Source organism: Alteromonas sp. McT4-15 (assembly GCF_020515205.1).
Taxonomy (GTDB): Bacteria; Pseudomonadota; Gammaproteobacteria; order Enterobacterales; family Alteromonadaceae; genus Alteromonas.
The window spans coordinates 58,152-82,489 of the sequence record NZ_JAJALG010000005.1; the positions used below are offsets into that span (position 1 = coordinate 58,152).

Annotated in this window: 17 protein-coding genes and 1 pseudogene; 8 read left to right on the plus strand and 10 right to left on the minus strand. The window is 44.1% G+C overall.

The genetic code is table 11. The features are described 5' to 3' along the window. The first annotated feature begins 144 nt into the window (after positions 1-144). Positions 145-1,089: an SPFH domain-containing protein gene (locus tag LHL20_RS05900; RefSeq protein WP_226432625.1), complete on the plus strand. Its 945-nt coding sequence runs from the start codon at positions 145-147 to the stop codon at positions 1,087-1,089. 2 nt (positions 1,090-1,091) lie between these two features. Next, positions 1,092-1,544, plus strand: a complete 453-nt coding sequence (locus tag LHL20_RS05905; protein ID WP_226432626.1) for an NfeD family protein — start codon at positions 1,092-1,094, stop codon at positions 1,542-1,544. Positions 1,545-1,735: 191 nt separating this feature from the next. On the opposite strand, the gene LHL20_RS05910 is transcribed toward LHL20_RS05905, so the two are convergent. The 7 genes from LHL20_RS05910 to LHL20_RS05940 form a co-directional block, all read right to left on the minus strand. Beyond that, a complete protein-coding gene (locus LHL20_RS05910; RefSeq protein WP_226432627.1) occupies positions 1,736-2,173 on the minus strand; it encodes a carboxymuconolactone decarboxylase family protein in 438 nt (145 codons plus the stop codon). 50 nt (positions 2,174-2,223) lie between these two features. Beyond that, positions 2,224-3,120: a helix-turn-helix domain-containing protein gene (locus LHL20_RS05915; RefSeq protein WP_226432628.1), complete on the minus strand. Its 897-nt coding sequence runs from the start codon at positions 3,118-3,120 to the stop codon at positions 2,224-2,226. Next, positions 3,107-3,871, minus strand: coding sequence for a sulfotransferase (locus LHL20_RS05920; protein WP_226432629.1), 765 nt, complete (start codon positions 3,869-3,871; stop codon positions 3,107-3,109). The genes LHL20_RS05915 and LHL20_RS05920 overlap by 14 nt, the downstream gene beginning before the upstream one ends. 14 nt (positions 3,872-3,885) lie before the next feature. After that, positions 3,886-4,788 carry an aminotransferase class IV gene (locus LHL20_RS05925; RefSeq protein WP_226432630.1) on the minus strand — a complete coding sequence of 301 codons (903 nt, stop codon included), beginning with the start codon at positions 4,786-4,788 and terminating at the stop codon, positions 3,886-3,888. A 101-nt stretch (positions 4,789-4,889) separates the two neighbouring features. Next, the gene (locus tag LHL20_RS05930) at positions 4,890-6,269 is read right to left on the minus strand and encodes a sensor histidine kinase (protein WP_226432631.1); all 1,380 of its coding nucleotides are present in this window, start codon (positions 6,267-6,269) and stop codon (positions 4,890-4,892) included. Then, a complete protein-coding gene (locus LHL20_RS05935; RefSeq protein ID WP_226432632.1) occupies positions 6,266-7,795 on the minus strand; it encodes a DUF3369 domain-containing protein in 1,530 nt (509 codons plus the stop codon). Before LHL20_RS05935 ends, LHL20_RS05930 begins: the two co-directional genes overlap by 4 nt. Before the next feature lie 153 nt (positions 7,796-7,948). Beyond that, positions 7,949-9,451 (minus strand): catalase, encoded by a 1,503-nt coding sequence (locus LHL20_RS05940; RefSeq protein WP_226432633.1) that lies wholly within the window; start codon positions 9,449-9,451, stop codon positions 7,949-7,951. Between the two features lie 228 nt (positions 9,452-9,679). Between LHL20_RS05940 and LHL20_RS05945 the strand changes: the two genes are divergently transcribed. Continuing rightward, on the plus strand, positions 9,680-10,351 hold the full coding sequence (locus tag LHL20_RS05945) for a nitroreductase (RefSeq protein WP_159626098.1): 672 nt from the start codon (positions 9,680-9,682) through the stop codon (positions 10,349-10,351). A gap of 33 nt (positions 10,352-10,384) precedes the next feature. Here LHL20_RS05945 and LHL20_RS05950 read toward each other — a convergent pair whose 3' ends face one another. From LHL20_RS05950 to LHL20_RS21170, 3 genes and pseudogenes are all read right to left on the minus strand, one after another. Next, the gene (locus tag LHL20_RS05950) at positions 10,385-12,265 is read right to left on the minus strand and encodes a putative bifunctional diguanylate cyclase/phosphodiesterase (protein ID WP_226432634.1); all 1,881 of its coding nucleotides are present in this window, start codon (positions 12,263-12,265) and stop codon (positions 10,385-10,387) included. A 228-nt stretch (positions 12,266-12,493) separates the two neighbouring features. Then, entirely contained in the window at positions 12,494-13,648 is a 1,155-nt protein-coding gene (locus LHL20_RS05955; protein ID WP_159626094.1) for an iron-containing alcohol dehydrogenase, read from the minus strand. Positions 13,649-13,665: 17 nt separating this feature from the next. Next, a pseudogene (locus tag LHL20_RS21170) lies at positions 13,666-13,876 on the minus strand (type 1 glutamine amidotransferase domain-containing protein); the annotation flags it as partial. Between the two features lie 102 nt (positions 13,877-13,978). Between LHL20_RS21170 and LHL20_RS05960 the strand changes: the two are divergent. The 5 genes from LHL20_RS05960 to LHL20_RS05980 all read left to right on the plus strand — a co-directional run bounded on the left by LHL20_RS05960 (position 13,979) and on the right by LHL20_RS05980 (position 24,337). Next, positions 13,979-14,887, plus strand: a complete 909-nt coding sequence (locus LHL20_RS05960; RefSeq protein WP_226432635.1) for a LysR family transcriptional regulator — start codon at positions 13,979-13,981, stop codon at positions 14,885-14,887. Between the two features lie 29 nt (positions 14,888-14,916). After that, positions 14,917-15,168 (plus strand): hypothetical protein, encoded by a 252-nt coding sequence (locus LHL20_RS05965; protein WP_226432636.1) that lies wholly within the window; start codon positions 14,917-14,919, stop codon positions 15,166-15,168. Between the two features lie 115 nt (positions 15,169-15,283). Next, positions 15,284-17,203 (plus strand): methyl-accepting chemotaxis protein, encoded by a 1,920-nt coding sequence (locus LHL20_RS05970; RefSeq protein ID WP_226432637.1) that lies wholly within the window; start codon positions 15,284-15,286, stop codon positions 17,201-17,203. Between the two features lie 159 nt (positions 17,204-17,362). Next, complete coding sequence (locus LHL20_RS05975) at positions 17,363-19,963, plus strand: M1 family metallopeptidase (RefSeq protein ID WP_226432638.1); 2,601 nt, start codon at positions 17,363-17,365, stop codon at positions 19,961-19,963. Between the two features lie 324 nt (positions 19,964-20,287). Further along, positions 20,288-24,337: an ExeM/NucH family extracellular endonuclease gene (locus LHL20_RS05980; RefSeq protein WP_226432639.1), complete on the plus strand. Its 4,050-nt coding sequence runs from the start codon at positions 20,288-20,290 to the stop codon at positions 24,335-24,337. Position 24,338: the final 1 nt, after the last annotated feature.

Genomic DNA, 24,338 nt, shown 5'->3' on the forward strand with positions numbered 1-24,338 from the left:
TGTGGCAACAAACTGTACGTTAGAAGTTCAAAACTCTGCTTTTGATAGGTAACGTTTCCTAACAATTAAACCACTATCGACGTACTGATTTTATGATATAACATGCTAAGAATATTGTTGTATTAACATTTTAGGAGTACGTAAATGGAATTAGAAACACTACTCGATTACGTGTTTTCGTATCAGATTATCCTGCTAGTGCTGATTGTTATTGGCCTTAAATCGTCTATTAAATTTGTTCCGCAAAACCGCGCATTCATTATTGAGCGCTTTGGCAAATACAATACAACCCTTGAAGCAGGTTTAAACTTTATAGTGCCGTTTATCGATACTGTTGCGGCGGATCGTTCGCTTAAAGAGCAAGCGGGTGACGTACCAGAACAATCTGCAATTACCAAAGACAATATTACGCTAAGCGTCGATGGCGTGTTGTACTTCAAAGTTGTCGACCCTTATAAAGCAACTTACGGTGTTGAAGATTACGTGTTTGCTGTTACACAACTAGCTCAAACCACCATGCGTTCTGAATTGGGTAAAATGGAGTTGGATAAAACCTTTGAAGAACGAGATTTATTAAATACTAATATTGTGTCGGCATTAAACGAAGCGGCAGCGCCTTGGGGCGTGCAAGTATTACGTTACGAATTAAAGGATATTAATCCACCTAACTCTGTTCTAGATGCCATGGAACAGCAAATGAAAGCGGAACGTTTAAAGCGTGCACAAATCCTAGAATCAGAAGGTGATCGTCAAGCGGCAATTAACCGTGCAGAGGGTGACAAACAAGCCATAGTATTGGCCGCTGAGGCAGATAGAGAGCAACAAATACTTAAAGCTGATGGTGAAGCCCAGGCCATTATTCGTGTTGCAAAAGCCGAAGCCGAAGCTATTGAAACAGTGGGTAAGGCAGCAGCGACCAGTGAAGGTCAAAAGGCTGTTCAGTTAGATTTAGCAAAAGGCGCTATTCAGGCTAAAGAGAAGATTGCAAAAGAATCTTCTGTGGTGTTGTTACCGGATAGCAGTACCGAAATTGGTAGTGTTGTTGCACAAGCAATGACCATCGCGAATACCATCGGCAAAAAGGGCTAGCTATGGATAATATGCTAACCAATCTACCTCATTTTTTACTTGGCGTGGGGTTGGTGCTCCTCATTCTTGAAGTGGTAATGGGGTTTACGACTATATTGCTGTTGACGCTAGGCATATCAATGATGATAACGTCGGGGCTGATGTATAGTGGCATTCTTGATGAGTCGTTACTGTCAGCATTTGTGGTAATTGCGGTTGTGGATGCACTACTTACCCTAATAGTGTGGCGACCGTTAAAAATGTTACAGCGAGACCGCTCTCCGAAAGAAGTGAAGTCAGACTGGATAGGCACCACGTTCGATGTTGAAACGGATATTACTCCAGGCACCCCCGGTTCTGCGCGTTTCTCAGGTGTAATGTGGAAGGTGAAGTCCACCACACCAATACCGCAAGGGACAACGGTGGAAGTGATTAGAGTTGAGGTTGGCATTTTACATGTTCAACCTACCGACTAACCGTATGTAAGCAATATCAAGGTAACGCCAACTATTTGTAGCAGCACGCTTATTGTAGCTCCAGACAATGGGCTTTAACGCCAATTGCGTTGGTCATCACAGTGACGTGAAGACCACAATAACGTGATGACCAAAGATTAATGGTAACTCATGGTTGAAAGTCGTGTTGCACGGTTAAATCACTAACGTGATTAGAACCCCAACCCCTTTGCTATTCGATTCCAGCTGTTAATTTGCAATATAACCGTTGTTAAAGCCATAAAGCGCTGCTCGCCAAAGGCTCCTAGAGTGTCTTTGTATTCATCAGCCATATTTTTGCTTTCGTGCAAAAGGGTTAGGGTTTTGGTCCATAAAAGCGCCTGTTTCTCTAGCTCGGTAAAAAGCAGGCAGCTTTCCCACGTGGGTAGCGCATCTATTCGTTGTTGAGTATCACCGTCTTTCAGCGCTTCTTGAATGTGCATATTTTGGCAGAACTCACAGTTATTTATTTGTGATGCGAGTAATCTGACTAGGTGTATGAGCTTTGACGGGAGTGCGTCACTGATGTGTTCGCTCACCAAGCTTGTTAGGCTGGTGGGAATGTTGGGGTAATGCTGGTACAAATAATTAGGTGTAAGTGTGTTAGTCATTGGGCTCTCCTTATTTCATCTAAGAAAAGCGTAAATCAACACCCGCAACCTTAATTGGAAATTTGCGACAATTTTCGTTTGCGGTACCGTTGTGGCGTTTCTAACGTACTAGCGCTAAATGCATTGGTAAAATGTGATTGGTCGTAATAGCCGCATTGTAAAGCAATATCGCTTAGGCTATTGCTGCTTACAATAAGTAGCTTTCTTGCTGTGCTAATTTGAGAAAACTGCAAGAGCTGATGTGGCGTTACATCAAAGTATTTACGAATGTATCGTTCTAATGTCCGTCTACTCATGGTTGCGTCATCAGCCATTTGTTGTGGCGATAATAAGCGCTGGTTTACTCGTTGTATAAGGGGTAACCACGATAAGCTGGTGTTGTCTGTTTGAGCGAATGTATTGACTAACCAGTACTGAATTTCACGAAGTTGTCTGTCGACGTTGTTTTCCAATTGTGTGCTTTCTGAAAACGGAATGTCAGCTATCATATCGCATAAATGGTTAAACGAGTCGTAGTGTAAAAAGTGCTGTTGTCGAAGGCTGAAAGGTACACATTCCTCACACTCTATAGTCTCTCCAAACAGCGCTTTTGCGGCACCGGGCTTTAACACAACACTGATATAGTTTGCATCTAACCGCCAGTGTTTACTTACAACGCGGCGATGTTGCAATATGCTGGCTGTGCAACCATTGTCACTAATGCGAAAGGTTAAACTGCAACCCGCATCAGGGTACAGTTTTTCGGTAAATTCGGTCAGGTTCGGCTTTTCATTAGTCATATACCAAATAGCCTTGACGTAAGGGCGCAATTCAGCTGTCACGGTGATAAAGCGAATATCAACATGGTCAAAGCTGGCCGCCGGAATGATGTTGCTGCGCTTAGCGAGTATGTCATTGTTATTGTCGACCCTTTGAGTATTCACAGCTAAACGTTCACATCTTCCCATTGGCGCCACTTTCTATTTCACAATGCGTATTTGTTTCCAAGTAGCGCTTCATTTCCATATAATAAGGCATGGCTTGCTCGGCAACCTGGTTTAATGCATCGTTAAGTATAGGTAAGGGTTTTTGAGGTGAAGCGATAAGGCCCGTGCTTTTCCAAACCGACTCATACCAGTGCGGAGCCCATGTGCCATCGGCTGCATTACCTCCAGCAGGCCACGACAACATACTAGGTTGAAAATCGATACCTATTGCGCAGCATAGTTTGCGTAGCGCCTCTTCTGGGTTTTCAAGCAGTCGGTCGCTATCGACAACAATAGGCGTTTGCCCCAAGTTATCTCGCACATAACGCAATAGCCGTAGTTGTTGAATAAAACCTATATCCTCAAGAGTAGGGTTTTCTCGTTTGGCTTGATAACTCGCTACCACGCGCGCGGGGTGACGTATCAGAAATACGTTGGTCAGTTCACCCAGCCAATCAAGTTCAATGGTTTCAAGCATGTGATGGGTCATGTGCTTCTGATAAAAATGCGGCTTGTTGTTAGGAGTGTCGCCCAAACACTGTTTGATAACATCCTTTGCATTGCAGGGCTGAGAATCTAATATGGCTTGCTGCATAGGATGAACAAGCCCGGTCTCAGTCAAATAGGTTGCATAAAAAGGCTCATCGATAACCGCACAATCGCTACGCGCGGAAAATGCGTACATCATCGCGGTAGACAAATTTCTGGGCCCAGACCACATTGCAATGCGCATTACAAATTCCTTTTTTAAACAGTTTGCTTTACGAGTTCAAAATACCACTGCCTTATTCGCGTGGTCATGGGGCCAGGGTGAGACGTGCCAATTTGTCGTCCGTCGATATGTGATACCGGTGTTTGCGCCCCAAAAGTTCCGGTCAAAAAGGCTTCATCGGCGCCGTAGGTTTCTACTAGCGAATAATTTTTTTCTCGCACCGTTATGCCATTTGCTCTGCAAACCTCAATCACTTTTTGCCGTGTGATCCCATTCATGCAGTAATCGCCAGTCGACGTCCACACTTCATCATTTCGCACAATAAAGAAATTGCAGGCGTTAGTGGTATTTACAAACCCATTAATATCTAACATAAGCGCTTCGTCGGCACCGCACTTTTCTGCTGCGATACAGGCCAAAATACAATTTAACTTACTGTGGCTATTAAGTTTAGGGTCTTGCGTCATTGGTAGCCCTCGTAGATGGGGCACGGTAGCAAGTTTTATTGGTCTTGAGATTGCGGCCTTTGAATGTTCGCAAATAATAACCAGTGTCGGGCCTTGTTGCGAAAGTGCAGGGTGTTGAAATGGCTTACTTTTCACGCCGCGCGTGAACATTAAACGCGCATGCACATTGTCATGCATGTCATTCGCTATGCGAGTTCGCTCTAAGGCTGCTTTCACGTCTTGTTTAGACATACCCAAGTCTAAATCAATGGCTAACGATGCTTCAAACAACCGGTTAATGTGCTCATCTAAAAATGCCCATTTGCCATCATATAAGCGCAGGCCTTCCCAAATGCCATCGCCTAACATAAAGCCGCTATCATATACCGATACCTTGGCGCTGTCGCGATGCACAATATCGCCGTTAACGTATATGAGGATATCGCTGTTTCGTGGGTCTTCAAGCGCAGTATGCGTACTTACGTCTTCCATAACCATCTCTTATTAATTGTTATTGTGTTAACACACCATGTGAACAGCTTACTGTTGATAAAGTAAGCTGTTTGCATTGTTATGGTATTCGCTTGGGGATGTCAACTTACGCAGTAGTTTGGAATAAGCACCGATATACACGTACCTTTATTGACATCTGATGACAAAGAAACGTCACCTCTGAGTTTTTGTGTAACAAGGTTGTACAAAATATTAAGGCCTAGACCTGTTCCACCTTGTTCACGTGCGGTTGTGAAGAAGGGTTCAAACACCTTTCGCTGCAAGTCTTTGGGGATCCCTCTACCGTTGTCTTTAACACTAAGCTGAATACCAGTTTCAACTCGCTTGCATTCAACGTTTACGGCGTTCTGTTTATTATCTACACCATCACCGAAAGCATGGCGCTGCGAATTAGAAATGAGGTTAGTTAATAGTTGCGCGATTATGCCGGGGCAGGTTTCAACACGTAAATGCGGCGTAATGTCCAATGACAGTTCGATGTTTTCTTTGCGCAGCATCGGCTTAAGGGGGTTACAGATTCTAGGAATGTATTCATCCAGATCAAACTCTTCAACTTCCATCGTGGTTTGATCGGCCGATGTTCGCTTAAAATCTTGAATTAACTGTGCCGCGCGCGAGAGGCTTGATTCGGCTAGATGAAGTCCTTCAGCGCAAACATGGGTGAAGTCCTTGAAGCCTTGCTCGGTTAAACTTTGATTTTCGAAGTCTCGATTTATCGCTTTGAGCTCCTCCTGACAATTACTCACCGAAGTCAAGGCGATGCCTAGAGGCGTATTCACTTCATGAGCAATACCTGCAACCAAGTTACCCAACGCTGCCATTTTCTCTGACTCGACTAGCTTTTCTTGGGCGGTTTTGAGTGTGCTTAGCGTTATTTCTAGCTCTTGAGTACGTTCTTGTACGTTTTGCTCTAATGTTTGATTTGCCTTTAGCAACTGAGCTTCATAATCGGCGCGCTCTTTCGCACTTACAGCCCGCCCGTATAAGTCGGCTAATGATGCAGCAAATACTATTTCATCACCAAGCCACTGCCTAGGGGCGCCTTGATGTTCACAGCAAATAATGCCAATCATTTTTCCTCTGTGGCGAATGGGAACATCTAGCATTGAGCTTATGCCTAATGGACGTAAATAAACATCGGTAAATTCGAATGTTGCGGGGTGAGTATGCGCATCATCCGCTGCAATACTGCGTTCTGTATCAAGGGCCTCAAAATAATGAGGAAAGTCTTTTCTACTAAGTTTCAGGCTTTCATCATCTAAATCATTACCTTTATCTATCAATAGCTTGCAGATAATAAGTGACTGGGTCTCATCATAAAGCCAAATACCAGCACGTGTAATCGCCAACCCTTCACATACTGAGTTAATGATAAGGCGCGATGCAATTGATAATTCGCCTTTATCAATATCGGCGCTTCGACTAACCCGCAGTAATATCAACTCTAGTGCATCTTTCATTCTTCACAGTCCGGAGCTTGATTGCGTAGTTCTAAAATACGGTCAAAGTTTTCTAGCATGATATGGGTGATAACGGGGTCAAATTGCTTTCCTGCATTCTCGCGCATATAAGATTTGACCTCGTCAACCGTCCACGGGGTCTTGTAACAACGTTTAGATAGCAATGCATCTACAACATCCACAATGGCCATGATCCTACCTTCAATAGGAATGTCATCACCTGCAAGGCCTTCAGGGTATCCTGAACCATCCCATTTTTCATGGTGAGTTTTGGCAATAACGGCGCCCATTTTGGCAACAATACGATCAGTACCTGAAAGTAAGTCATAGCCCTTTTGGGCGTGCGTTTTCATGACTTCCCACTCATCGTCTGTGAGTTTACCTGGTTTGTGCAATATGGTTTCAGGAATACTAATTTTACCTACGTCGTGTAGCGCGGCTGCGTAGCGAATGGTTTCAATGAACTCTTGGCTCATAAAGAGCTTTTCTGACAAGAACTCAGTCATTAAAATGACGCGTTTTACGTGGCCACCCGTTTCTTTACTTCTCATTTCAATGGCGTCGCTAAGCACCATGATGAGCTCTTTTTGAGTCTGTTGAATGTCCTCTTTTTGCGTCAAGTTTTCAAAAATAACCGACACGTTTGACGCAAACATTTCCAATGTTTTGCGTTGTAAATCATCCAACGGGCCGTCTAACTCAATGTACAAAATATTGTGACTTACTTTGCCTGTAGGGTAGTAACCAATGAAGCGATTTTCTGATTGATAATGAGCTTTGCTTTTAAGTACTTTTTTTACATCATCTTCAATGGGTTTGGGTATCTCTGCTGAAATCCCCGGCGTGCAAAGCCCTACTAGGTCGCCGCTTGCTCCTAGTACGGTCATTTTGGTGTCACCGTAAAGGTCAGTATGTTGTGTGGAAAGATAAAGCACTGAGCTATTTAAATTCAGCAGTGTGAGTATTTGTTTAAGCACAGCTGAACCAAACTGCGCTAGAGACTGGCTTTCAAGCACAGAGGACGATGACTTCAATACGTCCTCCATTCCCTGTTTACTTTTCTCTATCGTTTTTATGTCTCGGTATGAGCGTATAGCGGTATAAACGCACGATTTGAGCTTCATGGAAGATAGCTCAGTTTTCGCTTTGTAATCGTTAATATCGTATTGCCTAATAACCTCTTCTTCGGGGGCTTGGCCAGGCTGACCTGTACGAAGAATAAGTCGTGTACTGTGGTTGTTTAGCTCATTTCTAATTTGGTCTATGAGCTTTAGCCCCGCATCATCAGTTTCCATGACCACATCAACAAAAGCGAGGGCGATGTCAGGGTGTTCCTTAAAAAGCGCTAATCCTTCCTTTGCGCTATATGCTGAAACGAAGGTAACACCACGTCTTTCAAAATTAAATTTTCTTAGCGTGAGTATGGTGACATCGTGTACACCGCTTTCATCATCAATTATGGCAATCTTCCACGGCGCTAGATTTGACTGTGTTGTACTGCCATCTGACTTCTTAAAAAGTGACATAGAAAACAAATGCTAAATAAACAGGTTAATTAAAACGTATGCCACAAAATGAAAAGGCGCAAATTCAGGAGTTGAGTTTTTTGTTACTTATTAAAAAAGCCTTATTACCCACGCAATGGGCAATAAGGCTTTAATTGATGCCATTATTCTGAATTAGTTATCTTCTATTGGCGTATTTTCCGTAATTGGAACTGTGTTTACATCTGTATCAAGAGACTCTACTGCGTTTCTCACACCTGCAGCATATTCCGAGGAAACTTTTTCCAAAACAGCGTACCATCTCTCTTTAACGCTATCTGAACATGGACCCATAGCGGCTGCGTAGTTTTTATATAATCGCTGCTTTTGCTCGTCAGAAAAAAGATTAAATAACTTTCTTGGCTGAACATAATCAACGTCAGCGTCTTCTTGATTGTATCGGTCGGCATCGCCATCAATGCTTAGCGGAGGCTCTTTTACAGAAAAGTCGGCGACAGGTCCATTGTGCTGATTGGGCTCATAATAGGCGTCCGGGTTTCCAAAATCATTGGTGAAGAAGCGCATTGCACCGTCTTTGTGGTAATGATTTACATCGCTGTTCTTTGGAGCATTAGCAGGCAGGGCTTCATAGTGCGTACCTAATCGATAGCGATGGGCATCTGCGTATGAAAATATACGCGCTTGTAACATCTTGTCAGGACTAAATCCGATACCTGGAACCACATTAGACGGGCTAAAAGCGGCGTTCTCTACCATTTGAAAATAGTTGTCTGGATTGCGATTCATTTCTAGTTCGCCCACTTCTATAAGTGGGTAATCGTCATGAGGCCACACTTTAGTTAAATCAAAAGGGTTGTATTCTTGCTTTCCTGCCTCTTCTTCAGGCATAGCTTGAATATACATGGTCCACTTTGGGAAATTGCCTTCATCAATAGCACTGTAAAGCTCTTCTTGGTATTTCTCTCTGGTGCTACCGATGATTTTTTCAGACGTTTCGTTGGTGTAATTTTTGATGCCTTGCTGCGTTTTAAAGTGAAATTTAACCCAATGACGCTTTCCGTCCTTATTCCACATACTAAACGTATGGCTGCCGTACCCATTCATGTGCATTGGCGAGACAGGAATGCCTCGGTCTGACATTAAGATAGTCACTTGATGTACACTCTCAGGTTGTGCGGCCCAAAAATCGAACATGGCTTCCGGTGAGCGTAGGTTAGTTTTTGGATGACGTTTTTGGGTACGGATAAAATCGGGAAACTTGTAGCCATCGCGAATGAAGAATATAGGCGTATTGTTACCAACCATATCCCAATTGCCTTGCTCCGTGTAAAACTTCAAACTAAACCCACGAACATCGCGTTCTGTATCCGCGGCACCTGATTCACCCGCAACGGTTGACCAACGGCTGAGTACTTCTGTTTGCTTGCCCACTTCACTGAAAAGATCTGCACGCGTATATTGAGTAATGTCGTGTGTTACTGTAAATGTGCCTTGTGCACCCCAGCCCTTGGCATGAACAACGCGTTCTGGAATGCGTTCTCGGTTTTGGTGTGCAAGTTTTTCGATAAGTTGATAGTCTTGAAGCAGGGCAGGTCCTCGTTCCCCCGCCGTTTTTGTGGTTTCGTTACTGGCCAGTGGGGCACCTGCTGAGGTGGTTAGTTGTGGTTTCTTCGTCATTGTAAACTCCATTCACGCGCTCTGAATTCAAGCCAAATTCCATTAACTACATGTGTGTTTGACTCATGTGTAGCCATTGCTACGGCAGCGGCAAGTAAAGGGTTTAGTTCGCGCTATACATATCTATAAAAACAAACAATCCTAATAGTACACGATGTACATTGCATCAAAGTAGGGGGCTGTTTACTCTACGTTAACAATTGAAGTTAAAAGACATTAGGAAAGGATATGAATTTTGCTGAGTTTGCCGCTTCGCGTAAAAGTGTTCGTGGATTTACCGACCAACCCGTTACAAAAGATACGGTAGAAGCCATCATCAATGCCGCAAAATGGGCACCGTCTTCATACAACACACAAACTTGGAAAATTCACGTTGTAACCGGAGATGTGTTAGACAACATCAGAAAAGGGAATACAGAAAACACCCTAGCCGGTAAGCCACATGTTCGAGACTTCCCATATAAAGAAGATTATCAAGGTATACATCGTCAGCGCCAAATAGATGTGGCAATTCAGCTTTTTGACGTAATGGGGATAGGGCGAGAAGACAAAGAAAAACGCATGGATTGGATGATGCGAGGCTTTAGGCAATTCGATGCTCCGGTGTCACTTGTACTTACATACGATAAATCACTGGAACCTGCAGGCATCACACAGTTTGGGTTGGGCTCGCTTGCCTATGGCATAGTATTGGCTGCATGGGATTTAGGATTAGGTTGCGTAATTAACGGGCAAGGAATCATGCAGTCTGAAGTAGTACATAAATACGCCAATATTCCCGATGATGAAGCTATTATGATTTGTATTGCACTAGGTTATCCCGATCCTGAATTTCCCGCTAACGACGTTCGTTCAACACGCGCTGACAATAGTGAATTTGTTACTTATCACGGTTTTTAGCAGGCTGGTAGGTTAACGCGCTCTTTAATGAAGCTATTCACTATTAGCGATAAGTATTGCTGCCATTTCGTCGCCAGGTATTGGTTTACTCCAGTAATAGCCTTGACCAATATGGCAGCCTAATTCAATCAGTTTGCTCAAAGCAGCCTCATTTTCGATACCTTCGGCCACGGTAACCATACCTAAGCTTTCGGCCATGTTAATAATGGCTGATACGAGGGGTTCCTCACTTTCATTTACGCCCAAAGTACTAACAAAGATACGGTCTATTTTCAGTTTTTTAGCGCTAAATGTACGCAGATAATTAAGGTTTGAATAACCCGTTCCAAAATCATCAATGGCGAACTGTACCCCTAGCTGTTTGATCGCTTGTAATTGCTGTACAACGTTATTTGTCGACTCTGCTAAGATGCTTTCAGTTAACTCTAGCTCAAGGCATTCAGCCGTCAAGCCACTATCTTTTAGTGCCTGAGAGACCACTTCAGGCAAGCTCCCGTCTTTAAACTGTGCAAAAGATAAATTCACCGCAATACTTAAATCTGTATTGCCTAACTGATGTTGTTCTGCGCAAAAATGACAAGCTTGGCGTAACACCCATTCTCCTAGCGGTGCGATAAGGCCGCTGCTTTCCGCTATCGGAATAAACTTATTGGGAAAAATCATGCTGCCATCTGCTTGAGGCCAGCGCACAAGCGCTTCCATAGCGCAAATTTTTCCCGTGGCTAAATCCACAAGTGGTTGATAATAAACGTCCAGCGTATTGTTATTGATGGCTGGTCGAAGCTGTTGAATAAGCTTGAATTTCTCATCGCTCTCTTCATCAAGTTTGGCATCGTAGTATTCAAAGCGATTACGTCCATTTCGTTTTGCCTCATACATTGCAATGTCGGCTTTTCGGCAAAGTTGCTTAAACTTAACGCCATCGAAGGGCGCTTGCGCGATACCGATAGAACAAGACACGACTATTTTCGTCTGTAAAACTTCAAATTCTGAAGAGCACCATGTAATAAGGTTGTCACAAAGTTTATCTAACTGCTTTTTATCATGTATTTCAGACGCCAATACAATGAACTCATCACCACCAAAGCGAATTAGATTCTCGTTGGCAGTTAGGTTGTCGGTAATAGTTTGCGAAATTTTCTGAAGAAAGCGATCGCCCGCTGCGTGGCCTAAAGCGTCGTTTACAGGTTTGAAGTTGTCCAAATCAATAAACAACAAGGCCAATTGAAGTCCCTTTTCTTCACACTCTTCGAGCTTTTGAACGAATAGTCGTTCTCCCAGTATCCGATTGGGCAAATTAGTAAGTGGGTCGTGATGAGCAAGGTGCTGGATGTGAATGCGGTTCTGTTCTACTTTGGCGTTTTCTTGCTGCAACGACTGCATCAAGCGGCGAATATCCTGCACCAGCACATACACACCAAATCCGGTAACGCAGAAAATCACCATAATAAAAACAAGATGAGTCCAGCTTAGATAGGGGCTTTTAGGCGCTATAGTGCCGCTCATGATTAACCACGTCATGAGTGCACAAAGGGCTAATATAAAAGAGAGTACGCCTATAAATAGGCCACGCCCGCCAAGAAGAGCTGCGAAAATAATAATGCCGGGGTAGCCCAACATTGCCATGTCGAAGACACCCGCACCAGTAGCTGCTAGAGCGAACAACATGGAGGACAGTGAGCCCAGTAGTACGTAACTACTCAAGGCCATTACTTTCTTATGGGCCAGAAAAGCTGCAATAAGAATACAAAAAAGACTAATCGCGAAGATATCAAATGTGATGCCACGAGAAACAAACAAACACGCAATTAGACCTAAGCTCGTTACATTGCTTATTTGAAATATCCGCTTTCTACGCAATTCACTAAGCTCATCGCGTTTTGAAGAGGGAAGCACAGATTCACTATCCAGCATACGTTACTCTTACCGCAGTGTTTAGAAAACCATACCGCCACTTTGGAAAAAAGCAAGTTATCGCATTGAACTAAAAAAAACGACTTCATAGTGAAGTCGTTTTTCTAAAGTGTAACACCATCAGTAACTGTCGTTCATCGGATGCGGTAAAACAACAGCGCTTATGTGCACATGTCACCGATTACCATTACCCAAAATGGAAAAGTAATCGGCTTTTAGCAACGGGGTTTATGCCGCAAGAGTCAAAATTTGGCGAGCTTTAGCGAGGTCAATATCGCCATGTTCGCCCAATGCAGTTAACCCATTGCGTTCCAAGTTGCCGATTAGGCCATCAATTTCAGACTTCTCGATACCGTGATCTGAAAGTCTTGTCTTCACTTGCATTGTTTCAAAGAAGTCTTGAACTGCTTTTATCGTCAAGTCGATTGCTTTTTCTTTGTCGCTCTCTGTGATTCCAAAAACGCGCTCGCCCAGCTGAAGAATTTTCTCTTGCTTTTTGTCGCGTTGAACAAACATTAGCGACGGCAATACAATAGCGAGTGTGACGGCATGGTCAAGCCCGTGCAAAGCAGTTAGCTCATGCCCAATCATGTGTGTAGCCCAATCTTGCGGTACACCTTTACCAATTAGACCATTCAGTGCCATTGTCGCTGACCACATAACATTGGCGCGAACATCATAATCCTGTGGTGTCGCTAGCGCTTTTGGCCCTTCTTGAACTAGCGTTTGCAAAATACCTTCTGCAAAGCGGTCTTGCAGCGGCGCATTAACTGAATACGTTAGGTATTGTTCAATGACATGTACAAACGCATCTACTACACCATTTGACACTTGTCTCGGCGGTAGCGAGAACGTGAACTCTGGGTCCAGAACGGCAAAAACAGGCTGCACAGTTTCAGACGAGAATGCACGCTTCTGCTGTGTTTCTTTGCGATTTACTACTGAGTTACCATTGCTCTCCGAACCTGTTGCAGGAAGCGTTAGAACGGCACCAATAGGTAGCGGATTGCTAAATGCTGCTCCCTTGATAAGAATATCCCAAGGATCGCCCTCAAAATTAACCGCAGCAGCCACAAATTTGGCACCGTCAATTACGCTACCGCCGCCCACAGCAAGGATGAAGTTAACCTTGTTGTCACGCGCTACTTCTACTGCTTTCATCAGCGTATCGAATTCAGGGTTTGGCTCCACACCTGAAAACTCGATTACATCTGCACCTTCTAGTGACGTTACGACTTTCTCGTAAATACCATTTTTCTTAATAGAGCCACCGCCATATAGAAACAGCACTTTCGCATCTTGGGGTAAGCGAGATGAGACTTCGCTTAGTTGGCCTTTACCAAATAAAATTTCGGTTTGGTTTTTAAACGTAAAATTAAGCATAGTTATTTCGCCTGTCCTTATTGAGTTATAGCGTTAAGTTGTTGAATCAATTTTTCTGCCAACAAGTCGTCTGAAAAAGGGTTCTGGCCCGTGATGAGCTCGCGATCGAATACTACATTCTTGTGATGTGGCTTTGTCACCTTTTTTCAATGCTAACTCAAAAGATTGCGGGTTGAGTTGAGCAGAAAGTAAGGCGATTGGGCCATGACATATCGCTGCCGTTGGTTTTTACCGTCGCATCAAATTGTGCAAGCATCGTAAGGGATTTGGTTTGAAGGCAGAAGTCAGATAAGTTTGCATTAGTCATCAAAAATCTGATGGGTTGAAGAAATGTCCTACCTAACACAACTTAAAACATTCGTTGAGGTATATCGCAGCGGCAACATAACCCGCGCAGCCTCTCGACTTCATATGTCACAACCCGCGGTAACGTCGCATATCCAAGCGATGGAAGCTATTGTGGGTAAAGAACTCTTTGTAAGAAAGGCAAGAGGCGTTGAGCCCACACCGATTGCAGATGACCTAGCGTTGCAGGTAGCAGGTCACATTGATGTTTTAGAGCAAAAAGTCGCTTCAATTCGAAGTCGGGCGTCAACCGATCATGGCACTTTACATTTAGCGGGTCCTGCCGAGTATTTGAGCGTTGTTGCTGGCCCTGCGTTGGCTAATTTACTGCAAGCAGATAAAGTGAATTTAGTTATGCATATTGGTAACAAGACAAGCACCTATAGTCTGCTAGAGGATGACGTTGTTGAACTTGCTATCACCGCATCAGAGCCTAGCGATGCACAATATGAATATTTAAAGTTAGATCGCGAACGTCTTGTTTTAGTAATGAATAGAGTGCAGGGAAAACTTTTAGGCGAACGGGAAATTACTGCGCATATGCTCAATCAATATAAGGTTGTTACATATGATGAGCAGCTACCACTAATCAGGCGTTACTTCTCAGAAGTTTTCAATGCACCGTGCGAATCACCAGTAGCTGCTGTGTGTCCAGATATTCGAGCCATTAGCACCATAATCAAAGCTGGAATAGGGTACTCGGTTTTGCCTGATTATTTATGTAAAGAGAGTATTGCAAAAGGCGAGCTAATTCCCTTAGGGCCACTAGGGCCAGAAAATGATATTTATTTAGTATGGAAAAAAGGCGCGCTGCGCAACCCTCGAGTGGACTTTGCCAAAGACGTAATCATGGCCTTTGCCAATCTCAATTATTTATCAGCACTGCCCGATTAATGCTTAAATAAAAAAGGAGGGCTATTAATATGGCGAAGCCAAATGCCAAAGGACCTGTCAAAACGGTACAGATTTTTTGTGCTAGATGTCGATGCCAACTTTACAAATACCGCAAAGGAGGCAAAGGGGCGCTGGTGAAGTGCTTCAAGTCCCGAATTGTCGAAGATTACACTGATGAAGAAGGCATCTGCCCTTCATGCAATAGTCAGTTTGCGCGAAGCGCAATGATAAGGGGCGAACGTTCTTTAAAAATTGTGGGTGGAAAAGTGCATATGAAATAAGTACTAAAAGTTGCGCTTGTGTTTTTTTGACCTAAATTTATTGCTAAGGGATCCTCCACCTAATCACATGGCTGTGCTGGCGATATTACACTTGTTGAATTAGTGAGTAGAGTACATGTCAATCCAGCGTAAATTTCTAATATCAGTGACCGCAGTTATTACGTTTTTTGCTGTAATAATCGCTGTCATTACTGTCTTTACAACCTCTTCATCTGTAAATGAAAAAATACAAACGCAGAAAAAAGAAACTGCTGACCGCCTTTCAAATATTCTCACTGTGACTGACGCCATTATGCTTGAAAGAGTAAAAAGTAGTATGGCTTTGCTAAAGCAACGAGGGGCAGAACTGGGCGCACCAAGTCAGGCTTCAAGCGTTGTGGTCAAATCAACGCCAGCTACTCAGTTACTATTGGGAAATACACCGCAGGCTAATAATTTTACGCTAGTAGATGGACTCACACAGGTCATGGGGGGCACCGCCACCTTATTTAGCAAGACAGGTGATGACTACATTCGCGTGAGTACCAACGTGATTAAAAATGGCGAAAGGGCCATAGGCACTAAATTAGCCCCCTCAGGTAAAGCCATTAAACAAATTCAAAATAAAAACGCTTATTACGGCGCCGTAGACATTCTGGGAAGCCCATACTTGACAGGGTACGAGCCCATGTTTGATTCATCTGGAAACGTCATTGGAATTTGGTATGTAGGGTATTCTGCGGACCTAAAGGTTCTTGAAGAAGCCATATTGCAAAGCCATTTACTAGAAGATGGTTTTGTCGCTCTTAGAGACGCGAAAGGGAATATTCGAATGCACTCTTCTCATGTGAGCGACGCCATTGTACAAGAGGCGCTTGCCAATGACGACGATTGGTTAGTGACTGTAACGCCATTCGCGCCATGGGGTTATGACATTATTTTAGCTGCATCTTCCTCTGAAAAGTCGGCGCTTATTGGTCAAGCGGTGTTCGCAGTATTTATTAAAATTGTGCTGGCAAGTGCGGGAATACTTTTAACTATTTGGTTGCTTGTTAAGCATATTGTTGGCAAACCATTAGATGAGTTTATAGGTGTTGTTAGTAACTTATCCTCAGGCGAAGGAGATTTAACGTTTCGGTTTGAAGCAGCAAGAAGTGACGAGTTCGGAACAATGGCGAAAGCATTCAATCGCCTTTTAGGACAGTTACAAGAAACATTGCAGTGCGTAGATGAAGCCACAGACAGAATGTTGGCCAAGTCTGAAACACTGAACACAACAGCAGGTAAATCTAAGGCGACCGTTGCTGAACTGGCGAAAGAAGCCCAAAACATCGACGATGCAATTGTGCTGCTTCAACAAAATGCAGACACAGTGTCGGGCACTATTCAAAGTTCGAGTGAGGCGGCTAAGGTGGCAGACTCTGACACACGAAACAGTGTGAATGTGTTAGCGCAAACTATTCACGATATTGAACTACAGGCCAACGATGTTGATACGTCTGTGAAAGTTATTTCAGAACTTGCGCAAGCCAGTGAAGAGATTAGCGGCGTAATGGAAGTTATTAGAACCATCGCTGAGCAAACGAATTTACTAGCACTTAACGCTGCCATCGAAGCTGCGCGCGCTGGCGAGCAGGGCAGAGGGTTTGCAGTGGTTGCCGATGAAGTCCGGTCGTTAGCCAGCCGGACACAATCATCGACTGAAGAAATTAGAAATATGATTGAGCGTCTACAACACGGTAGTCGTGAAGCGTCTGAAAAAATGCAGCAAAATAAAGACACTGCCTTCAAGACGGTCGACATAACTCAGAAAGCAGGTGATTCGCTTCATCAGGCTTTAAACGCTGTAGCGCGCATCACTACACTTAATCAAGATGCAGCCACTATGGCGGAAGGGCAAAAAGGCGTTGCCGATGGCGTTAAAAAAGGGCTGGCGACCATTCACGAAGTAGGCAAGGCCAATACAGATTACGCCAATGACGTCGCAATAAGTTGTGGAGCATTAGTAGAAGAGATTAAGCAAATGCAGATGCAGCTTCGCCGATATCACTTCTGATTTTGTGTTTTTTATACGCGATAGGCTGATTTTGAAATGATTAGTAACAATTTGTGAGGGCGACAATTGCCCGCTTCATTGCCATAGCACGCAGACCTATTTATCCTTATGCGTGGATAAAAATAGGGATTATTTCCCACTCTACGGATAAAAAACACCATGAAACGACTTACTGCGCTCTATGGAGCGGTGGTGACGCTGCTTACATTTGCGTCGCTGCTTGGCACATCTGCATACGCAGCAGATGTTGACTATCGCTTACCTAAATCTGTTACACCGACTTTCCAAAAAATTCACCTTAATATCGACCCCGATAACCCTGCCTATTCAGGAACCACTGAAATAAACGTCACAGTAAACACAGAAACAAATAAAGTTGGGTTTTATCAGCAAGATTTGACCGTGACTTCAGCCGTGTTGATTGCTGGTGGTAATGAAATTGCTCTGGATGTAACCGTTGGTGAATATGATATCAATTGGGGGATGGCAAAAGAGGCTATTGAGCCGGGCAAGTACACGTTGCGGATCGCGTTTGAGGGCAAAGTGAATACCTCATCTGACGGCATGTATCTGTCACGCTTTGAAGATAGAAATTATATTTTTACGCAGTTTGAAGACATGCATGCTCGTAAGGCTTTTCCTAGCTTTGACGAACCCATTTTTAAAATCTCGTATCAGATGTCTATTAGCGCACCCGAGCATCAAGTTATTGTAGGTAATACGCCCGTTGAGAAGCAATCTGTAGAGGCGGGCGTAAAGACTGTTTTATTCGAAAAAACAAAACCTATGCCGACCTACTTGATCGCATACACTGTAGGACCATTTGACAGTGCAGAAATGACAGGCCTTCCTGTTCCTGGTCGCATCTATGTACCAAAAGGGTATGCGGATAAAACCAAATTTGTTATCAAGCATACGCCAGAGATTTTGGCATCGCTTGAAAACTTCTTCGACATTAAATATCCATACAAAAAAATGGACTTTGTTGCAGTGCCAAACTTTACTCACGGCGCTATGGAAAATGTGGGGTTAATTACTTATCGCGACAGTTTGTTGTTACTAGAAGATAACCCTAGTGTGACAGAGCGTTCACGCCCATTAAATGTTATTGCGCACGAGCTTGCTCACCAATGGTTCGGAAACCTAGTTACTATGGCGTGGTGGGACGATTTATGGCTAAACGAAGCTTTTGCTTCTTGGGCAGCAAGTCATACTATGAAAGAGCTGTATCCTGAACTTAATTATGCAGATCGCATTGTGCAAGAAGGTGCGTTTGGCGCAGATGCAAGCCCGACAGTGAAGCCCGTTAAGAAAGTAGTAAAGAGCCAGCCTGACGTGATGGATGGTCTTGGACTTAATTACTCTAAAGGCGAGTCAATTTTGCAAATGATTGAGTCTTTAATTGGTACGGAAAAGTTCCGCGAAGGCGTGCGCAATTACATGAATAAGCACGCATGGGGAAATACTGTGGCTGACGATTTATGGGCTGCACTTGACGGCGTATCAGACTTCAACCTTAGTGCTATGATGAAAGCCTATTTAGAGCAGCCGGGCTATCCTCTAATTCACATTGGCAAAGATGGCAAAGTAACTCAGACTCGATTCCATTTGGCAGGTGCGGAAGTAGAGCAGCAAACGTGGGCTATACCACTTAAACTGACCTATCAAGTTAACGGGAAAATCAAAAATGACGTTGTCTTTATTGACAAGAAAACCACTTCACTACCGCAACTAGCAGAAGCACAGTGGGTATTCCCCAATGATAACGCAACAGGTTACTTCCGTTGGTCAATTGAGGCTGGGCAACTCAATGCATTGTTAAATAATATTGATGCGTTGAACAAACGTGAAAAGAAAAACTTACTATACAACTACCAAGCACTGCTTAATGCGAATGAGGTTGGCGTTGATAGCGTAATGAAAGTGTTGAATGCATTGGCGAAAGATAATGACGCTGAAGTGATTCGCGCTGCGGTGGGTGTATTAGCTGAATTTGATTATTTGGTCAATGAGGGCAATAAAGCGCAATTTGCGGCATTGCTAAATCAAGATTATCTACCACTACTTAACAAGTTATCACTTGAGCAAAGTGAGAGCGACTCGACCGACGTGATCCGCTTGCGTAACCAGTTGTACACGTTGTTAGGCATGCACGCAAATAACAGCACGCTTGTTGAGCAAAGTGAAGCCATTGCGAAGCGTTACATTAAAGATACTACTAGTGTGCCATCAGGCATAGCGGGGACCGCAATTGCAATAGCAACTAAAAATAGCCAAGGCGCAAACAATGCAAAATGGTTTGATAGCTTAGAAAAAGCATTCAATGAAGCTCAGTTGCCAAACGTGAAAAATACGCTTATTTACTCAATGCATTTTAGCGATAAAGAGACGGTGTTTAAGATGCTTGATTTGGCGCTGACCGACAGCATTACGCCTGCTAACACGCTATATATGGTAGTGCGAGTAGCGCGTAATTTAGACGACCATACAATGTTGTATGAGTGGCTGTCGAAAAACAAAACGGCTTTGATTGCAAAAATGCCTGATTATCATGTATCGCGCATGCCTGAGTTTGTCTCGGTAACCTGCTCAGCGGATAACCTCAAGCTAGCGACTAACTTCTACGCCCCTATAGCAGATGACCATCAGGGTATGCCTCGCGGCGTAGAAATAATGAAAGATGAGTCTATGCAATGTATGCGGTTGAAGGAGGCGTTTCAAGCTGACTTTGATGCGTTTTTAGCAAACTACGCGCAATAACGCGCAAAAAGTTACCGATTAGGTAAATAAAAAGAGCACCATTTGGTGCTCTTTTTTTGTGCAGAAGTAAATCGCTTAGCACCATCTTAGGTCGCTAAACGCTTTCTATTTTTCTTCAAAACACAAGCGACCGCGCTATATGACAACTCAACTTTCCCTGACCCTAAGTACAGTGGAGTTAATTAATAAATAAACTTATTTTAAAGCCGTAAGTTGCTGATTAATAAGAAATGTGACGTTTATATTATTATTTTCGTTAAGTGCTTGCTGTGTATACGTATGTATAAGATTTTATACCTTCCTATAAATCGGAAGATTAAAATAATGACTATCCAGAATAACACACACAACCTCTCACTGAGAAAGACGGCAAAAGTCGTCAATGCGCTTCTCACCGGCGCTTTATCACTCAGTGTTCTCTCTTTTAACGCCGCGGCTACCACGCTATGGGAAGAAAACTTTGAAGCCGCTGAACTTCAGGGTAAAGGAGCAACAGGCCCAATTCCCGTAGGCCAAAATGTTGTAGTTGACGGTGTTGAACGTTGGTCAATTGACGTTAGCGGCGCACAAATTACCGCAACAAGCGATTGGTTCAAAGTAAACAACAATGCTATGCAGGCACGTGATGTTGACGGTGACGTTGTATGGCAAACCGAAACAATTGATATTAGTGGTCAGGGCGACATTACGTTAGAAGTTGCGCTTTCTCAAAGTGGTACTTTTGAAAATGCTGATTACATCGACGTGTCGTACGCGATAGACGGTGGCGCTTTTGAATTAGTAACCTTAAACGAAGGCGACAGCAGAACAGTATTCGATGATTTTGGTAGTGCATTGGTTACGGCCAACATAGGTTCTGGCGCTTCACTCGTAATCAAAGTCGCTATGGCAAACAATGCTGGTAGTGAATATTCAAACCTAGACAGCGTTAAAGTAACAGCGTCAGGTTCAACTGGCGGCGATACTGGTGGTGATACGCCTGATGAGGGTGATAGCCCATCAAATGAGCTTCTTTTCTTGTCTGGCACGTGCTTCAATTGTCCCGATTTACAAGCAATTAATTTAGCCAGCGATTATGTTGAGTCAGACTATTATGCAGCGCTAGAAACTGCAATTGCTAATAATGAAAATGCGGTTACCCTTAAAGCAGCGGCTCACGATATTATTGAAAACGGTCATCGCACTCTTAGCTATTCTGAAGTATGGACAGCACTTACTTATACCGATGAAGACCCTGCAAATACCGATAATGTTGTGTTGTTCTATAAGGGTGTTTCCCAAGCTAAGTCAACAAATGGAAGCGGTACACAAAGCTCAAATCCAGACAATTGGAACCGTGAACACGTGTGGGCGAAAAGCCATGGTTTCTCTAGCTCGAGCCTAACGGCGTACACAGATATTCTACATTTGCGTCCTACTGACATTTCGGTCAATAGTTCTCGTGGTAATCTCGATTTTGATTTCAGTGATAGTCCGTTAAGCGAAGCGCCAGCTAACCGCGTTGACAATGATTCTTTTGAACCTCGTGATGCGGTGAAAGGGGATGTTGCCCGTTCAATGCTTTATATGGATGTGCGCTATGACGGAAATACGGCTGGCGATACTGAGGAAGACCTCGTACTTCTAAACCGTTTAACTACGACGGAAGAAGCCGCTTTCGGTAAATTGTGCGTGTTACTACAATGGCATGAAAGTGATCCGGTAGATGACTTTGAGCGACGTCGTAACGAGCGCGTTTTCGAATTCCAAGGAAACCGCAACCCATTTATTGATAAACCTGAGCTTGCATCGCTTATATATAATGAGAGCTGTGATGGCAGCGGTACTGATACAGGTGGCGACACTGGCGGTGATACTGGCGGCGACACAGGTGGCGACACTGGCGGTGACACAGGTGGCGACACTGGCGGTGACACAGGTGGCGATACTGGTGGAAATACACCGCCTTCATCTCACAGTGTTTACATTTCTGAGTACATCGAAGGAAGTAGTTTCAACAAAGCGATTGAACTGTTCAATAGCAGTGCTGAAGCTGTCGACCTTTCTGGTTACTCGTTAGTACTGTTTTCAAACGGCGCCTCAGGTGAAAATGACGGCAAAGTACTTGCCTTAGAAGGCTCAATTCCGTCAGGTGGCGTGGCTACATTTGCTAACAGCCAGGCTGATGCATCACTTACTTCTGGCTCGACCATTAGTGATTTTGTTATTAATTTTAACGGCGATGACTACATAGAGTTGACGTACAACGGCGACGTTGTGGACTCTCTAGGGACGTTTGGCGTTAGAACTAATTGGGGTAAAGACGTAACGCTAGTGCGTAAAAGCACTGTAACCGGCGGTAACACGTCGCGTAGTGGAAGCTTCGATGCAAGTGTTGAGTGGGACAGCTTCGCGCAAAATACATTTAGTAATTTTGGTGCGCATAACGGTAATGTTAGCGGTCCAACAGACCCAACAGACCCAACAGACCCAACAGATCCTACTGACCCAGTACCTGAAGTAGTGCTTATCAGCGCTATCCAGGGAGCGTCTGCAGCGTCTGAGCTAGTTGGAAGCGACGTAGTTGTAGAGGCAGTAGTTACTAAAGTTGTACCAGGTATGGATGGCTTCTTTGTACAAGAAGAAGCCAGTGACTCTGATGACAATACCGCTACTTCAGAAGGTGTTTTCGTGTACGTCGGCGCATACAACGAGATGCCACAAGCTGGCGATGCAGTTCGCTTAAATGCGACAGTTGGCGAGCGCTATGGTGTTACTCAATTAACGCTTACTGCAAATGCTGAGGTACTGGGCGCTGGTGAAAGCGTACTGTATTCAACGTTGTCATTGCCACTGAACGCAGAAGTGGATCTGGAAGCCTTTGAAGGTATGCAAGTTAGCTTCGAGCAAACTCTAAAGGTTTCAGATATATACAACTTAGGCCGTTACGGTCAATTCACTGTTTCATCGCAGCGTTTAATGATCCCAACAAACCAATATGAAGCAAATTCTGAAGCGGCGCTGGCATTGGCTGCGCAAAACGCAGTAGATTCACTTTTGGTTGACGATGGATACAGCTCGCAAAACCGCGATGGTCTTGAATTCCCGGTGGGTGGTCTTTCTCATACTAATTCGCTACGTTTAGGTGATAGCGTTGAAAGCTTAGAAGGCGTACTACACTACGCGTTCGGTGCGTATAATCTTATCCCTGTAGGTGACTTGCAGACTACCCGCACTAATCCAAGAACACGCGCGCCAATTTTACGTGCACAAGGCGACGTAAAAGTAGCAAGCTTTAACGTGCTTAACTACTTCAATGGCCCAGAGTTCCCAACGTCTCGCGGTGCTGACAGTGAGCTAGAGTTCAACCGTCAAAATGCGAAAACGGTTGCCGCTATTGTTGCTATGAACGCTGATGTTTTAGGTCTTGTTGAGATTGAAAACGACGGTTATGGCAATGACTCAGCGATAGCGACACTTGTCGATAGCGTAAATGCCGAGTTGGGTAGTGATGAATATGCTTATGTGGCACTTGAGTCGCTATTAGGTGGTGATGCTATTGCGGTAGGCATGCTATACAAGCAAGCGGTCGTTACGCCTGTCGGTAATCCAATTACCTCAAATGCTGCGCCATTTGATTACGGCAACAGACAACCACTTATTCAAAACTTCAGCGTAAACAGTAACGGCGAAAGCTTTGCTTTTGCTATCAACCACTTTAAGTCGAAAGGAAGCTGTGGCAGCGCTACAGGTGACAACGCCGATTTAGGTGATGGTCAAGGTTGCTGGAATGCACTTCGTACCGACGCAGCACAAGGTTTATTGGCACTTATTGAAGCAAACAGCGAAGTGCTTTCAGACCGCGTACTGATTATGGGCGATTTGAATGCTTACGCGAAAGAGTCTCCAATTTTGGCATTGGAAGCAGCAGGCTATACCAACGTTGTTAATCAGTTTGTAGGCGCAAGTGCTTATTCGTATAGCTTTGGCGGTGAAATGGGTTACCTAGACCATGCACTAACAAGTGGCACGCTAACTGAGTATGTCGTTGACACATCAGTGTGGCATATCAATGCTGATGAGCCTCGCGTATTTGACTATAACGTCGAATTTAAATCGGAAACGCAACTTGCTAGCTACTACGGCGCAGACGCTTATCGCTCTTCTGATCACGACCCTGTAGTGGTAGTGATGAACTTCCCTGAAGAGGTAGTAGTGGGTGATTTAGATGGTGATAACGACGTTGATTACAACGACATTATGGCGTTTTACCAAGCCTTCTTATCTGGTCAAGCGACTGATGCGAGCTACGATTTTAACGGCGACGGTATGGTTAACTTCTTTGATATTCAAGCGCTGATGGGCATGTGCTCGCGCGCTGGTTGTGCAATTTAAT